The organism is Cupriavidus sp. DF5525, from assembly GCF_040149425.2.
GTDB classification, from domain to species: Bacteria; Pseudomonadota; Gammaproteobacteria; order Burkholderiales; family Burkholderiaceae; genus Cupriavidus; species Cupriavidus pickettii_A.
Genome location: NZ_CP168265.1, coordinates 3,185,711 through 3,199,369, shown reverse-complemented (window position 1 = coordinate 3,199,369; position 13,659 = coordinate 3,185,711). Strand labels below are relative to the sequence as shown.

Sequence of the window (13,659 nt, the reverse complement as noted above, 5' to 3'; positions counted from 1 at the left end):
CTTGGCCTAAGTCGTCAGGCCGGATGGCTCGGGGGAGGGGGCCGCCTTCTCGGCCACCTTCTCGGCCGCTTGCGCTTCGGCCAGTACCTCGGCCAACGCTTCGGCCTGCGCCGCATGGCACGCCTTGCCGTGGCGCTTGGCATCGTATAGCGCCATGTCGGCGTGCATGAACAGCTCGCTGACGGTCATCGCATGCCTGGCACTGTGCAGCGCCGAGCCTACGCTGGCCGTGGCCGCGAGCGTGTGCCCGTCGACCAGGAACGGCATGCGCGCGGCCTGCACGATGGCGTTGGCCACGGCCTCCAGCGCATGCCGGTCGGCAACACCGTCGACGATCACCGCAAACTCGTCGCCGCCGATGCGCGCCACCGCATCGCCCTTGCGCACGCACGCGCGCAGCCGTTGCGCGAAGGCCATCAGCAGCCGGTCGCCGACCGGGTGGCCGTAGTTGTCATTGACGGCCTTGAAGTCGTCCAGGTCGACCAGCAGCAGCCCCAGCGGCCGCCCGCCGGCGCTCGTGCGCCCCATGCATTCGGCCAGGCGGCGGTCGAAGCCCTTGCGGTTGAGCAGGCCGGTGAGGTAGTCGGAGACGGTCTGCGCCTCCAGGTTGCGCAGCTTTTCGCGCTCGTGGGTGACGTTGCGCCCGAACATATGCAACCCGATCATCGAGTCCTGCGCATCGTTCCAGGCTGGCTGGTAGGTGACCTCCATGCATTCGTTGCCGTCGGCGCTTTCGCGTGTGAAGGTCACGACGCGGCCAGCGCAAGCCTGTTCCAGATAGGGCTGGCACGCCAGGTACTCCTGCGTGCCCCACAATTCGCGCAGCGACAGCCCGACGATCTGCTGCGCCGGCAGGCCATAGTGCTGCGCGTACGCCTGGTTGACAAAGACATAGCGCTGCTGCATGTCGATGAACGAAACGAAATTCGGTACATGGTTGGCGATCGCCTCGATGCGCTTCTCGCTCTCGGCGGCGCGATCCTTGGCCGCCTTCAGCGCGGCTTCGCGCTCGGATAGTTGCGCCACCACCTCGGCGAAGGTGGTGGCGAGTTCGCCGATCTCGTCCGGGCGGCCGGTGGGCAGGTCCGCCAGTGCGGCCGGGTTGGTGGCGATCTGGCGCACGGCCCGGTGCAGCCGCTGCAGCGGTTCGAGCAGGTGGCGCATCACCAGCCACATCAGCGCGGCGGCCACCAGCAAGGACACGGCGGCAACGATGAAGGTGCGCTCGCGTACGTCGATCAGCGGCGCATAGGCTTCGGACGCCGGCAGCACCGAGACCACTTCCCAGCCGTTGGACGCCAGCAGGTAGCGCGCCACGATCGGCTGTCTTGGCCGCAGCACCTCCGAATACGAGGCAGGCTGCTCGGCACCGCAGGCTTCGCCGACCGCCAGCGCCGGCGTCAGCACGCGGGCGGGGTCGGGGTGCATCGCATAACGGGGCGTGGATCCCGCGGAGACCAGGCAAAAGCTGCCGGTGATGCCCGCGCGGGCGTGCGCAAGTTCGCGCAGGAAATTGTTGGCCGACAGGTTCAGCACGCCGCCGACCACGCCGCGCAGTTCTCCGCCCGGCCCATGCAACGGCACTGCGAGGACCACGCCGGGCGCGTTGGTCAGCTTGCCCTGAAGTAGGTCCGACACGGCAAATTGCTGGCCGCGCCGGATATCGCGGAAGTAGTCGCGGTCGTCCAGCCGCAGGCGCACGCCGTCTGGCACGGCAGTGCTGAACACCATCTGCCCGTCCGGGGTGGCCAGGAAGACGGCGTTGAAGGTGTCTGGTATGTCGATCACACCTTCGGCAGCGCGGCGCAGGTCGGCCGGCCTGGCGGAAAGCATCGGGGAGAGCTGGCGCGCCAAGCGCCGCAGTGCTGTGGCGCGGCCTTGCAGTTTTTCGTCGAGTTGTTCGGCCACCAGCCGGACCAGCGTGTCCTGCTGCTCCTGCAACAGCCCTTTCAGGCTGTCGTAGGCGTAGTACTGGGCGTAGAGGGCGCGCAGCACGATGATCAGCGTCACCACACCCGCAGTGGCGAACGCCATCCGGTACTTCAAAGAGTGCTGCATGATTGACTTCTTTCTTCTGCGCACTGACCCGAATCCGTTTCCCGTTCCTGAGGCATTCTGCTGCTGGCCCCGCCCATTGGCGGGACTCGGTTTTGAGATTAGCAGATGTCAAGGTCGAATTCGCAACTGTTTGCAACATAAACTGCGCGCGCCTGCCAATGTGCCGGCAACTCCGCAGCATTGCGTTCAAATGGTTGCCGCAGCGCCACGGGGGCGCGTGGCTGGGATCGGGTCTTGCCATTAGCATGCAAGTCTCAGCTGCCCCGCGCGACCCTAGAGGGGCCTGCGCCGGACTCGAACCGACGAGGTCCGGTTCCAGTATAAGTACCGTATGAGGCGCTTCTCTGGCACCTTTCACCCAATCTGGAATGGCATTCACCCAGCTTTGAGGAAGGCATTCGCCGTGGAAAACCCAAGGGATGTAGAGGACGAAATGCTGCTCCGCTGCGTTGCAGCCGGACGCGGACAGGTGACCGTTGCACGCGACCAACGGGAGGCGAACATTTTTCGCCTCGCCGCGATGGTTATCCAATCTCGCTTTCCCCTTGAAGCTGAACGCATCGGACACGCCAGTGAGCGCTACTTTGCGCTGCATCCCGAGGATATGGTTCCCTCGCCTGAGGTGGTGCGGAAGGGCTGGATTTCCAGCATGCCTCGGCTGCGGGATATGCTCAGCCGTAAGCTTGGTTGGCGCTGGAATGTGGGATAGCTTTCACCCAATCTGGAATCGTTCGCGACGGGCGGCCAAATCGCTCGCGAAGGGGTTAGCCGGGGCCTCCGTCCGCCGACGTGCTAGTCACAGACGGCTTCTCGGCTGCCTTAGCGGACATACATCCGGTCTGTATGCCTTTCCCCGCTAACTCTTCGTGTAGGGAAAGGGAATTGGCTGGACTACGTGCGCACTTGCTGGACTGGAAATCCGAGATTGGCTGGATTGCCGTGCAGTTGATGTGGGCGCGGCTGCCCCAGGGTGACGGACATAGTCGTTATCGGCCCCTTCTCGGCACCTGGCTGAAACGGCTGATTGGTCGAGAAGCCCGGGTTCGGCGCCGGTATAGCGCACGACCGCTGTCGGCCAAGAAGCGTCACTCACACGCACCGTTGTTTGGACGTTCAGGCGTCGGTTCCACCCAGCAAGCGGTCATTCAATTCGCGATGTTGAATGTTGCTTCATTGGCCATTGCGCCGTTGCAGGTCGAGGGCCCATGAGGCTTCCTTTGCATATTAGGGTGCGGAATCCCCAAAGTCATTTGTGGTTCCGTATCCGACTTTTGATACCGGCACGCCGTGCGCACGCTCGCCTAGCCAGGGGCGCAAGGACGAAAGCGCCATCGGCCGGCCGAAGAGATATCCTTGCGCAAGGCGTATTCCCTTGGCAATAAGCCGAGCCCGCTGGTCCTCGGTTTCCACGCCCTCGGCTATTACCGTGAGGTCCAACGCCCTCGCGAACTCGACGATCACGTCAATGACCTTGGTACTGACTCTATCTCCTGACCCGGCTTGGACGTAACTCTGGTCAAGCTTGATGACATCGAGATCGAACGTCTTGAAATACGCGAGACTGCAGTACCCCGTGCCGAAGTCGTCGATTGCCAGCTTCAGCCCCCGCGCCTTTGCACGCTTGACTTCGCTGCGCTGGGGCTCGCTCAGCACAATCGCATTGCGTTCGGTAATCTCGAGTAGGGGTGTCACGTTGGCGCTTAGCAGGTCGAACACAGGCGAGTCGTCGGCCCAGAACGCACGATCGGCGAAGTGCTCGCCGGTGACGTTGAACGCCACGTGGAATGTCGGCGGGAGCGCCAGTTGCGACAGGTCACGCACAACTTGTGGGATTAGGGTTCGCGTCAGCGCCACCGCCATCCGTCGTTGTTCGATAACGGAGATGAAGGCGCCCGGCTCGAGCAGGCCGCGACGCGGATGCTGCCAGCGGGTCAGCACTTCGACGCCGAGGCACGCCCCCAATTCAAGGTCGATCACCGGCTGATAGTACGGAATGAACTCGCCATTTCGCAGGCCCCGGCGCACATCCGTCGCAGAAGACTTGCGCAGTGCCCGCAACAGCCGTGCCCCATGGCCTCGGAACCCGCCAGCTAAGGTACGCCTTAGCATCCTTGCCAAGACCGATGCTTCGCCACGCCCGCTTCTCACGCTGCCGCTGGTAGGTAAAGGGTGACGGACGTACCGCGCCCGGCCTCAGTATCCAGCACAATTTCGCCGCAGTGCTGCAGTACGATCTGCCGCACGATGGTCAGCCCAAGACCCGTGCCACTCGGCCCGCCAGGCCGGCCGGCTCGGTAAAAACAGTTGAACGCCATGTGTGCTTCTTCCTGCGTCATGCCGATACCCTCGTCAAGGATGCAAATCGAGACCTTGTCGCCGGCGTCAGCGGCGGCGATCACGACTTCGACTGCGCTTTGCGGTGCTGAATACTTGAGGGCGTTGTCGATCAGATTGCGGATGGCGCGTTCAAGCTGTTGCCGATCGCCCATAGCGATGACCGGCTCACGCGCTGCCACTATGCGTATCCGCCGCTCTTCCGAGAACGCGTTGGCGACCACACTACGGGCGAGCGAGATCATGTCGACTTCCTGCATCTCGGCTTGTCCCGTGCTACGCGCTTCGATACGTGCCAGGTCAAGCAGGTCGGAGAGTATTGCGTTGATCTGCGCTGCGCGGCAGCGCAGCGCTTGGTAGATGCGTGGCCGCTTTTCCTGCGGGACCGTGTTTTCCGCCAGCAACTCGGCGTAGCCCGCAACGCTCGCCATGGGTGACTTGAGTTCGTGCGCGACTGTCGACACGAAATGGGATTTCATCCGTTCGTGCCGGATGCGATCGGTCATGTCTCTTAGCACCAGCACCGTGCCATTTCCGTCGGCTGCATGAACCAGGCGAACCTCGTAGGCTGGCGAGTCGGGCACGTCGAACTCGATCAGCGCTGCAAAATCCGTCGCGGCGCTGGTGCGGTCCAGCTCAGCGAGCAGTTCGGCTGCGCTGCAGCCATGCCGCGAAGGCTGTCGCCCGCGATAGAGCAACTGGACGAATGCGCGATGTGTGGCGCCGCGCAGTTGGCTCAGCGATACGCCAAGCATGTCACACAAAGCATCGTTGGCTTCATCAACGACCCCGTCGTGCCGAAGTGCGGCGACACCGTCGGGCATCGCTTGGAATAACGTGCGCAGCCGCTCCTTCTTTTTCCTCAGACCGTCGCTGATGACCGCCTCCCGCTCGGCCAGAGCCGCGAGTTCATACATTGTCCGAGCCTGTGTAAGGTGCAAGCGCACGATCAGGAGGAAGGAAATCAGTCCGAAAAGCACGATGATCGTCAACGAGCGCTGACTGATATTGGAAAGGGATTCGCGAGCACCGTCACCTACGGTTGCAAGAATGCGCCACAACGCAACTGCGCCCCAGAGGCAAGTGAATAGAGCGATCGCCGGCCAAAACCGCCGGCTCCTGGAACCTGCCGCTGCTGTCGCAGCCGGCCGGTAAAAGCGCAATTTCATAGGCACCGAAGAAGCAAAGCAGCAAGACCGTCGAGCGATTCGCAGGGTGGTGCTTCGGCACAGATATCAACAGCACTTCATTTGCCAGGTTCTGTTTCCACACAGATTTGCCTTTACCGTGCCAGTCGCCCAGGCTATCCACGTAGGGTGCACCGAAGAAAACCTGACACCGATCGCCAGGTTGTCGAGGGACTATCATATTTGCGTTTATTCTTGGCAAGAAGTTGTGTTTTCTCGTCTTCCTATAGAATAATGGGATTCAAGCGCAACTCCTCGCACCACGGTTGCGTCACATGACACAAGCCAGATGACCGATCCGCGCTACTACTCCACCAAGTCCACTGCTGAGAAGCTTGGCGTTTCGCTACGCACGATCCAACTCTGGGTTGCAAACGGACGCCTCCCGGCATGGAAAACAGACGGTGGTCATCGACGCATACCGGCCGAGGTGGTGGACCGCCTGGTGGCGGACCAACGGGATCAGTCGAGCGGGCGTAGCACCGATCACCACAAAAGAGTGTTTCGCGTCCTTTTGGTAGAGGACGACGAACACCTGCTGGAGATATACTCCGCCGCCCTAGCGAACCTGGCGCCCCCAATCGAGATTCTCCAAGCAAGAAATGGCTACGATGCGCTACTCCAGATTGGCAGGTCAAGTCCCGACCTGATCATCCTCGACCTCGTCATGCCGGGCATGGACGGCTTTCGTTTGTGCCGGACACTCGACGCACGGCCAGAAGGTGCCACGTCGCAAGTTGTGGTCGTGACGTCGCTTGACAAGCACGCGATCGCCGATCTTGGTGGTCTTCCCAAGCGCATCCATGTGTTCTCCAAGCCCATTCCGCTATCGATGCTGCGATCGCTGGTGACAAACCAGCGCGACGCCAACCAAGCCTAAAGCTGCTATCCGAAATCGCGGGATGTGACGCACCCCAAAGATCCGTGCGTGCATTGTATATCGATTTTGCACATATACAAGTATGTTGCTATCATATTTGCACATATTGGAGAGAGACGCAACCACGCACCGGCCTTCCTAGTGCTCCGGCAGTTGCACCACCTCGCCGTTCGACGGCGCCGCCTCTAGCGGCTGTCTGTACCTACTTTTTTTCGGGGTGGCCAGGATTCATGGGTCTGGAGATATATAGGCCGGTAGTGGCGGAAGGCACCGCGGGCACCATCACCCCGGGTATTTCGGCATTCATGCTCCTATTGTTGGTCTGGCTGGGATCCGCCCTGTGGGCCGGGTGGGACAGAGGCAGCGAATTACGCAGGATCCAGGTCGATGCCGACCGTCTTGCCTATACCCTTGGCCAGCACGTCGAGCGCACATTGATGGAGGCGGACCAACTGACCTCTCTGGTAGGCGGCGCCGTCATCGAACGAGGTCCGGACTTGCCGCTTGCCGAATGGACCCGCAACGGTCATCTCAGTGCCGAATCCTTCCTTCAAACCGCGATTCTGGACGAAAGGGGCGTCCTCAGGGCATCGACCAATCCGACCTTCGAAGCGCTTGACGTAGGCGATAGCGAGCATTTCCGCGTACATGCCAACAATCCCAGGCCAACATTGTTTGTCAGCAAGCCGCTGCGGGGGCGTAGTTCAGGTCGCTGGGTAGTCCTGCTTTCCAAGGGAATCGTGGCGCCGACAGGCCGTTTCGTGGGGGTCGTCGCGGTGTCGCTTGACCCACTCTCGCTGACGAACATCTCCCAAAGCATCATCCATTTGGGCAGCCAGGGTGCAATCGGTCTGCTGGGTACCAATGACTTCATCTACCGGGTGCGTTGGAGCGGGTCGGCTTACGACCCTGGGCAGCCACTGCCGGCGAGCTCCTCAGCCCGGCGAGCTGTAGTTGCCGCGGCCCACGCCGAAGTGGTGGAGAACAGCCCACTGAACGGCGTCGAGCGCATTTATGGCGTACATCGGCTATCGAGAGGAAACCTAGCGGTTGTGGTCGGCTACAACCGCCATGAAGCACTATCAGTGTACCGCGGCAGGCTGCTCCTCGTCGCTTGCATCGCAAGCTTGGTATCCGCACTGATCATCCTCGTCCAGATGCGCCAAGCAAAGTCGATCATGAGGATGGCGAAGCTGGCGCATCGGGAGGCAGTGGTCAGCCGCCGGCTACGAGAAAGGAACCAGCACCTGCATGCGCTGTTCTTTGCCGTGCCGGGCGGCGTTGCCATTTTCAATAAGGATCGCCAGGTGGAAGACGCCAACGGCGGGCTGTGCGACACCCTAGGCGCTTCGCCTGGGGACTTGCGCGGCGCCACGCCACAACGGTTCGTTGACCTTCTGTATCGAGGCCAACGTCCCACGCGGGACTCAGCCACCCCGTCCGAACTGCTTGCGGAGATCGACCGGACCGCAGCCTCACACGACTTCAGCAGCGTTATCGAGTTCGATATAGCGGACTCATCCAGCTATGCAATCCGTGTTGTACATACCAGCGACGGCGCTGGCTGCGTGGTGTCTGTCTGCGACGTAAGCGCAATGCGGCGCGAGGAACGGGTCAGATCGCATTTCATTGCTACCGTAGAAGCTGAAAGCAAGATTCCCATCGCAAACGTCGTCGGATATGCCGACCTCCTCGCCGCCGATCTGATCCCCCCGGAAAAACGCCTTGGCATCTATCGCACGATTCGTTCGCAAGCCCAGCGCATCAGCCAGTTCGTTTCAAATCATCTTCAACTGACGCGCCTGGAAACCCTTGGAGCATCCGAGATGACGTTTCGCCGGGTGGATCTCGCAAGTCTCGTGCGAGACGTTGTTGAGGCAGAATTTGGGAACGATAACCGGGTGACTCTGGAGTCTGCGCGAGAGCCAGTCTATGTGATGGGCGACTCCGCCTCCCTCGCCAGCGTGATACGCCATTTGCTCGAGAATGCCGTGAAGTACGGCCTTGGGAGAGAAGTCAACGTGTCGGTCGCTAGAGCGTCGGACGAAAGCGGCAACGCCGTGCTGAAAGTGACCGATAGAGGCATGGGGATCAAAGTCGACGAATTCAGGCTGGTGTTCGACAAGTTTTTCCGCGGCAAGCTGCAGCGCGGGTCGGCCGGCGATGGTCTGGGCCTCGCCCTCGTGCGCGAGATTGTGTTGCTGCATCGCGGCCATACTTCTCTTGAGAGCGAAGTAGGCAAGGGCACGACCGTTACGCTGCACCTTCCGGCGGTGGAATAACTTGCCAGCCTCCAAAGAGGTCGCTCGCAGGGCGGGCAGCGTCCATTGGCCACGTGGATGGCATCAACCCGGATGCCCGGTTTTCCGACAAACATCTTGGCACGATCGATCGCATGTCGGCCGCTACGCGACCTGATGGAGCGCTGCGGGCGCCTTGCAGCGGAACGTGTAGTCGGCATCCAGATCGGCATGTTCACCGCCCGGAGTCGCGCCCGGCGATGCCTCAGCAGCGCTGTCGCTGGCGGCTGTGAATGCCGGCGTCAACGCGCCGAAATCGAGTTGCACGGACTCCAGGTGGCAACCCGCGGCAGGCGATGTCACGAAGATTGCCTCGCCATCGCGCAATCGCGCCATGGCTTGTTGCGCGACGCCCGGTGTTTGCCCAGCGTCAGCCATTCCACATCGAAATCCATACTCGCCTCCTTGTGAAAAAACGCAATGCGCGTCGAGAATAGGGGCGACAGAGCGGATTTCAAGGCTCGGGCGACGTGACCCTGCGACCTCTTGAAATTTCGCGGAGGCGTTCCTATTTTGAATCTCGCTCAGGCAGTCGCGTTATCGCGCTGCGTGTTTCATTTGTTTGTCAGGTATCTGGCAGGCGAACTGGAGCGCGTACGCCCGTTCGCCTTCCTTTTGTGGATGAAAGGAGGATACGACCATGAGTGATCTCTACTTCGGGAACGACCTCTTCAGCGAATTCGACCGCTTTCAGCGGCAGATCGACGAACTCTTCGGGGGCTTCCCATCCAGCATCCGCTCCGCCAGGCGCGGTGCGTTCCCGCAAGTCAACATCGGCGTCACCGACGACACCATCGAGATCGTCGCTTTCGCGCCCGGCATGAAACCGGCCGAACTCGACGTTTCGATCGGCAAGGGCCTGTTGACGATCAGCGGCGAGCGCAAACCATCAGTGCCCGATGGCGATAGCGACCGGAAGGTCTACGCCGAGGAGCGCTTCGCCGGCACCTTCAGGCGGGTCATCGAACTCCCGCAGAACGCTAACCCCGACAAGGTGCAGGCGCGTTATGTCGACGGCTGTCTGTGCGTGACGGTCAGCAAGCATGAGTCGTCCAGGCCCCGGTCGATTACGGTCCAATGATTTGAGGAGAGAGCCATGAGCGATACCACTCAAGTTGTCGAACGCGAACAGAAAACCCGCGTGACGCCGCGCACGCAGGCGAAGTCCGGGGAACGTCGGGGAACTATCGTGCCGGCCGTCGATGTCTTCGAAGACCAAACGGGCATCACAGTTGTCGCCGATCTGCCCGGCGTTTCGAAGGACCGGCTCGATGTGAAGGTGCAGGACGGCAACCTCGTGATCGAGGCCGAGGCCAGCGTGCCGACACCCGACGGCTTGCGGCTGCTGCATGCCGAAATACCGGCACCGAGCTACTTCCGAGCCTTCACGCTGAGTCCAGACTTCGACACGGCCAAGATCGAGGCGAACCTGCAGGACGGTGTGCTGAAGCTACGCATTCCGCGCAGTGAAAAAGCCCGGCCTCGTCGCATAGAGGTCAAGCTCGGGTAAGCCGGAGCACACCATCACGACAATGAGGAAACCAGGTGTGGCGCCCGCGGATCGCCACCACTGTACTTCTCGGAGTTCGCTATGAATGACGTGACACAGGAATCCTGGAAAGGGCATCAAATCAACATCCGTGCAGTGCCGGTTCGACACATTCAAACGCCGGTATCCGCTCCTGACGGTTATGTGGCGATCGTACAGATTTGCATGAACGGCGAAGTGCTAGCGGACTGGCATCTGCCGCGTTACGGCGAGCGGTGGCGCAGCCGGCAGGAAGCCGAACGCGACGCCATGCAATACGCCGTGCAACTGATCAATCGCGGTGTGTTAGGCGAACCGGTGCAAGCGCTGGGTTTGGCCGCGTAGCACGTCTTGGCGGCGTCGGGCCTTTCCGTGCGTACTGCATGTCAATCACCATGCAATTCGTAGGAGGATGAAATGAACACCGATCTGAGCAAATGGAACCCGTTCAAATTCTTGCGCAAAACGCAAACCGAAAAAGCCGGCGAGCAACCTTCGTCCAGTGCGCCAACGTCGAAGCATTGGTTGACCGGGTGGCGCGATGCGTCCCTGCTCTTTTCGTCGGACCCGTGGCGGGCGATGGGCGAGTTGCTGCACGATCCCTTCGCAGGCGTCGGCGGTCTTGACCGATGGTTCGGCGACTTCAGTTCGTCGCAGTTCCAGCCGCGCATCGATGTCGTCGACGACGGCGACGCGCTGCGTATCACCGCTGAGTTGCCGGGATTGGGTCGCGAGGATTTGCAGACGTTCATCGATGACGGCGTCCTGGTCCTGCGTGGCGAGAAGAAGCAGGACACGAGGAGCGAGGAAAATGGCTGCTACCGGCTGGAACGGTCGTACGGCTCATTCACTCGCACGATTCCGCTGCCCGAAGGGGTCGACGTCGACAAGGCGGATGCGAAGTTTGACAAGGGCGTCCTGACGCTTCGTTTGCCGAAAACGGATTCCGCGCGCTCCGCGGTCAGGAAGATCGAGATCAAGTAAGTTCCTCGGCGTGTAGGGTCGGACGGTAGCGTGCCCGGCGGGTGACGTGGCAATAATTCGCCACGCCACCCGGCGGCACTGCGGGACCGACGCCGCTAACGGCGCGCATACGACACGCTCAAAAGAGGTTCGCACCTCCAACGAGCAAGGAAACCTGACCCACACAGGTATAGCTGGAAACAACCCGCATACGACAGCAACCATGAACAACATGGAAGCTCACCATGAATGAGAACAGAAATGTGGCCAGCAGAGTGATGGACGCACTGCGGTTGGAGCCGCGCGTCCTTGGCTTTTACGAGCGCTTCGAACAGGCAGTCGCGTATATCCTGAGCGGCGTCATTTCCGTAATCATCGCCATATCAATGTGGCAACTCATCCGCGCGGTACTCGTATTGCTCGTGTGGGAAGCGCTGAACCCGCTGGATCATGCTGTGTTCCAGACGGTCTTCGGCATGATCATGACGTTGTTGATCGCGATGGAATTCAAGCACTCCATCATCCGCGTGATGCTTCGACGCGACCATATCGTGCAGGTGAAAACGGTCGTGCTGATTGCTTTGCTCGCGATCGCGCGCAAATTCATCATTCTTGATCCGAACACCGATCCGTACCGAATTGGCGCACTGGCCGCCGCACTCCTGGCACTGGGCGGGGTCTATTGGCTCATGCGTCAGCGCGATGATCCGGTGGAAGCGGAAAGCTCCCCGGAATGACATTGATCGCCGCCGCTCTCGCGGCGGAGGCGCCGGCCACGCTCGATTGCAAAGGGTGAGCAGAGCCCCGTCACCTTCTCGCGCGCCTCATCCTTATTCAAGAGCTGTTCGAGCCGACCGCGTTTCGGTGAGCTACAGGCCGCTCCGGGTTGGGAGTGATCCCGCCGCCCTTCCGGAGACGGACACCCACGGCGCAGCGTTGATCGACCCTTTCCCGCGATCCGTGACCGTCCGGAAAGGCCGTGAACGTTTCGGCGTCCGCGGGCTCACGGATGACCGTTGGACCTCGAAAGCTGCCGTACAACCGGTGAGGCGCAGTCCAGCGAATTTGCGCTTCGCGTCACGGCAGTCTCGCCATTTCCGGTTCTAATGCGGGGGAGCGCTAGCTGAGTTAGCTGCTAAGTCGTTGATTCTCCAGAAAACGCAGTCGAAGGTTTTTTACACACCTATGATGTGCTTAATAGTGCAGTAGGCCAACTATCCCACCTTCGGCGCGCGGCCATGCGAAGCGCCCCCGTTCCAGCCGTTTGGCAAACAGGCACAGTCCGCCATCGCGCCAATACAGGCACTTGAGCAGATCGCCACGTTTGCCTCTGAAGATGAACACGTGGCCCGAGAAGGGATCCTTCTGAAGTACCGTCTGCACCTTGGCCGCCAGGCCATCAAAGCCGCATCGCATGTCCGTAAAACCTGCGGCAACCCAGATTCGGGTGTTCGCCGGCGGCCCCTTCATTGGCTCAGGCTTGCACCACCGTGCGCAGGACTTCCGGATCGACCCGGCCTTCAATGCTCACTTGTCCCTTGGCCAGTTGCAACCGTATGACTCCGGTGGGCGATGCTTCCGGCTGATCGCATTGGTTCCCCTGCAGGAGGCACGTCGACCGATCCTTCGACTGGGGGTGCCTCAACGATGACGGGCAACAGCAGTGGGTCGTTCGCAACCTCAGGGGTACCGAAATGGCCCGCGCGATACATGCGACGCCAGCGAAAGACCATGTTCACGTTCAGGCCGTGTTCCAGCGCTAGCTTTGAAACAAAAACGCCTGGCACGCACGCAGCTTCTGCCAGCCTACGTTTGAGTTCAATCGGGTGATTGCGGCTCCCGTGCAGGCGACCGCCCCGTTTTGCCAGAGACTCCAAAGTAGTCCCCACCAAATTCTGATGGTGACTACTCTGGATACATTCACCTTACGCACACGGCCTTCAGCGGACGGTTACACATGGATCTTGATCTCAAAAAGTGGGCTCCCTGGAACTGGTTCAAGAAGGAGCAAGAAGAGCAGCAGACAGCATCTTCGCTGCCGGTACAGCGCAGTGACTTGCCGGGCTTCACGCTCGACAACGACGTGCTGATGGTGCGAGGTGAAAAGCGCCAGGAGCAGGAGAAGAAGGAAGGCGGCTTCCATCGTGTCGAACGCTCCTACGGCAGTTTCCAGCGTGCACTGAACCTGCCTGACGATGCCAACCAGGATTCGATCAAGGCCTCATTCAAGAATGGGGTGCTCACGATCACCATGGACAAGCGCGAAGCGAGTGCACCGAAGCACGGCCGTTCGATTCCGATTGAAAGCTAACTCGGAAATTCCGTTGCGGTCGCCACGAAGACCAACCAAGAGACGAGGTGCCGCGGCATGCTGCACCTCGTCATCTAAATGACCCAAGGAGCGCCAGC

15 protein-coding genes are annotated in these 13,659 nt (G+C 60.9%); 10 read left to right on the top strand and 5 right to left on the bottom strand.

The window, feature by feature from the left end; all coding sequences use genetic code 11:
• Window positions 1-6 precede the first annotated feature (6 nt).
• A complete protein-coding gene (locus ABNX08_RS14860) occupies window positions 7-2,058 on the bottom strand; it encodes a diguanylate cyclase domain-containing protein (RefSeq protein WP_051369785.1) in 2,052 nt (683 codons plus the stop codon).
• A gap of 331 nt (window positions 2,059-2,389) precedes the next feature.
• On the opposite strand from ABNX08_RS14860, the gene ABNX08_RS14855 reads away from it, so the two are divergent.
• Together ABNX08_RS14855 and ABNX08_RS14850 are read left to right on the top strand one after the other, a co-directional pair.
• Window positions 2,390-2,767: a hypothetical protein gene (locus ABNX08_RS14855; protein ID WP_022535865.1), complete on the top strand. Its 378-nt coding sequence runs from the start codon at window positions 2,390-2,392 to the stop codon at window positions 2,765-2,767.
• 194 nt (window positions 2,768-2,961) lie between these two features.
• On the top strand, window positions 2,962-3,267 hold the full coding sequence (locus ABNX08_RS14850; protein ID WP_349604211.1) for a hypothetical protein: 306 nt from the start codon (window positions 2,962-2,964) through the stop codon (window positions 3,265-3,267).
• A 15-nt stretch (window positions 3,268-3,282) separates the two neighbouring features.
• On the opposite strand, the gene ABNX08_RS14845 is transcribed toward ABNX08_RS14850, so the two are convergent.
• Together ABNX08_RS14845 and ABNX08_RS14840 are read right to left on the bottom strand one after the other, a co-directional pair.
• Window positions 3,283-4,116 (bottom strand): EAL domain-containing protein, encoded by an 834-nt coding sequence (locus ABNX08_RS14845; RefSeq protein WP_349604214.1) that lies wholly within the window; start codon window positions 4,114-4,116, stop codon window positions 3,283-3,285.
• Window positions 4,117-4,202: 86 nt separating this feature from the next.
• Entirely contained in the window at window positions 4,203-5,453 is a 1,251-nt protein-coding gene (locus ABNX08_RS14840) for an ATP-binding protein (protein WP_022535863.1), read from the bottom strand.
• 415 nt (window positions 5,454-5,868) lie between these two features.
• Between ABNX08_RS14840 and ABNX08_RS14835 the strand changes: the two genes are divergently transcribed.
• Window positions 5,869-6,459: a response regulator gene (locus ABNX08_RS14835; RefSeq protein ID WP_022535862.1), complete on the top strand. Its 591-nt coding sequence runs from the start codon at window positions 5,869-5,871 to the stop codon at window positions 6,457-6,459.
• A gap of 257 nt (window positions 6,460-6,716) precedes the next feature.
• Window positions 6,717-8,741 (top strand): ATP-binding protein, encoded by a 2,025-nt coding sequence (locus ABNX08_RS14830; protein ID WP_349604217.1) that lies wholly within the window; start codon window positions 6,717-6,719, stop codon window positions 8,739-8,741.
• 123 nt (window positions 8,742-8,864) lie between these two features.
• Here the strand turns inward: ABNX08_RS14830 and ABNX08_RS14825 are convergent, their stop codons facing one another.
• The gene (locus ABNX08_RS14825) at window positions 8,865-9,095 is read right to left on the bottom strand and encodes a DUF2796 domain-containing protein (RefSeq protein WP_051369776.1); all 231 of its coding nucleotides are present in this window, start codon (window positions 9,093-9,095) and stop codon (window positions 8,865-8,867) included.
• Between the two features lie 304 nt (window positions 9,096-9,399).
• On the opposite strand from ABNX08_RS14825, the gene ABNX08_RS14820 reads away from it, so the two are divergent.
• The 5 genes from ABNX08_RS14820 to ABNX08_RS14800 all read left to right on the top strand — a co-directional run bounded on the left by ABNX08_RS14820 (window position 9,400) and on the right by ABNX08_RS14800 (window position 11,987).
• On the top strand, window positions 9,400-9,840 hold the full coding sequence (locus ABNX08_RS14820; RefSeq protein ID WP_022535859.1) for an Hsp20/alpha crystallin family protein: 441 nt from the start codon (window positions 9,400-9,402) through the stop codon (window positions 9,838-9,840).
• 15 nt (window positions 9,841-9,855) lie between these two features.
• Window positions 9,856-10,269, top strand: coding sequence for an Hsp20/alpha crystallin family protein (locus ABNX08_RS14815; RefSeq protein WP_022535858.1), 414 nt, complete (start codon window positions 9,856-9,858; stop codon window positions 10,267-10,269).
• Window positions 10,270-10,350: 81 nt separating this feature from the next.
• Window positions 10,351-10,632 (top strand): hypothetical protein, encoded by a 282-nt coding sequence (locus ABNX08_RS14810; protein ID WP_022535857.1) that lies wholly within the window; start codon window positions 10,351-10,353, stop codon window positions 10,630-10,632.
• A 72-nt stretch (window positions 10,633-10,704) separates the two neighbouring features.
• Window positions 10,705-11,271, top strand: coding sequence for an Hsp20/alpha crystallin family protein (locus ABNX08_RS14805; protein ID WP_022535856.1), 567 nt, complete (start codon window positions 10,705-10,707; stop codon window positions 11,269-11,271).
• A gap of 257 nt (window positions 11,272-11,528) precedes the next feature.
• Complete coding sequence (locus ABNX08_RS14800; RefSeq protein WP_374063679.1) at window positions 11,529-11,987, top strand: phosphate-starvation-inducible PsiE family protein; 459 nt, start codon at window positions 11,529-11,531, stop codon at window positions 11,985-11,987.
• A 457-nt stretch (window positions 11,988-12,444) separates the two neighbouring features.
• Here ABNX08_RS14800 and tnpB read toward each other — a convergent pair whose 3' ends face one another.
• The gene (gene tnpB / locus ABNX08_RS14795; protein WP_349604222.1) at window positions 12,445-12,720 is read right to left on the bottom strand and encodes an IS66 family insertion sequence element accessory protein TnpB; all 276 of its coding nucleotides are present in this window, start codon (window positions 12,718-12,720) and stop codon (window positions 12,445-12,447) included.
• A 487-nt stretch (window positions 12,721-13,207) separates the two neighbouring features.
• On the opposite strand from tnpB, the gene ABNX08_RS14790 reads away from it, so the two are divergent.
• Window positions 13,208-13,561, top strand: coding sequence for an Hsp20/alpha crystallin family protein (locus tag ABNX08_RS14790; protein WP_022535853.1), 354 nt, complete (start codon window positions 13,208-13,210; stop codon window positions 13,559-13,561).
• Window positions 13,562-13,659 lie beyond the last annotated feature (98 nt).

Excerpts from the sequence above, each read along its gene's own strand:
- ABNX08_RS14860 (WP_051369785.1), bottom strand. The coding sequence starts at position 2,058 with ATGCAGCACTCTTTGAAGTACCGGATGGCGTTCGCCACTGCGGGTGTG.
- tnpB (WP_349604222.1), bottom strand. The coding sequence starts at position 12,720 with ATGAAGGGGCCGCCGGCGAACACCCGAATCTGGGTTGCCGCAGGTTTT.
- ABNX08_RS14805 (WP_022535856.1), top strand. The coding sequence starts at position 10,705 with ATGAACACCGATCTGAGCAAATGGAACCCGTTCAAATTCTTGCGCAAA.
- ABNX08_RS14855 (WP_022535865.1), top strand. The coding sequence starts at position 2,390 with ATGAGGCGCTTCTCTGGCACCTTTCACCCAATCTGGAATGGCATTCAC.
- ABNX08_RS14835 (WP_022535862.1), top strand. The coding sequence starts at position 5,869 with ATGACCGATCCGCGCTACTACTCCACCAAGTCCACTGCTGAGAAGCTT.
- ABNX08_RS14800 (WP_374063679.1), top strand. The coding sequence starts at position 11,529 with ATGGACGCACTGCGGTTGGAGCCGCGCGTCCTTGGCTTTTACGAGCGC.
- ABNX08_RS14820 (WP_022535859.1), top strand. The coding sequence starts at position 9,400 with ATGAGTGATCTCTACTTCGGGAACGACCTCTTCAGCGAATTCGACCGC.
- ABNX08_RS14825 (WP_051369776.1), bottom strand. The coding sequence starts at position 9,095 with ATGGCGCGATTGCGCGATGGCGAGGCAATCTTCGTGACATCGCCTGCC.
- ABNX08_RS14815 (WP_022535858.1), top strand. The coding sequence starts at position 9,856 with ATGAGCGATACCACTCAAGTTGTCGAACGCGAACAGAAAACCCGCGTG.
- ABNX08_RS14790 (WP_022535853.1), top strand. The coding sequence starts at position 13,208 with ATGGATCTTGATCTCAAAAAGTGGGCTCCCTGGAACTGGTTCAAGAAG.
- ABNX08_RS14810 (WP_022535857.1), top strand. The coding sequence starts at position 10,351 with ATGAATGACGTGACACAGGAATCCTGGAAAGGGCATCAAATCAACATC.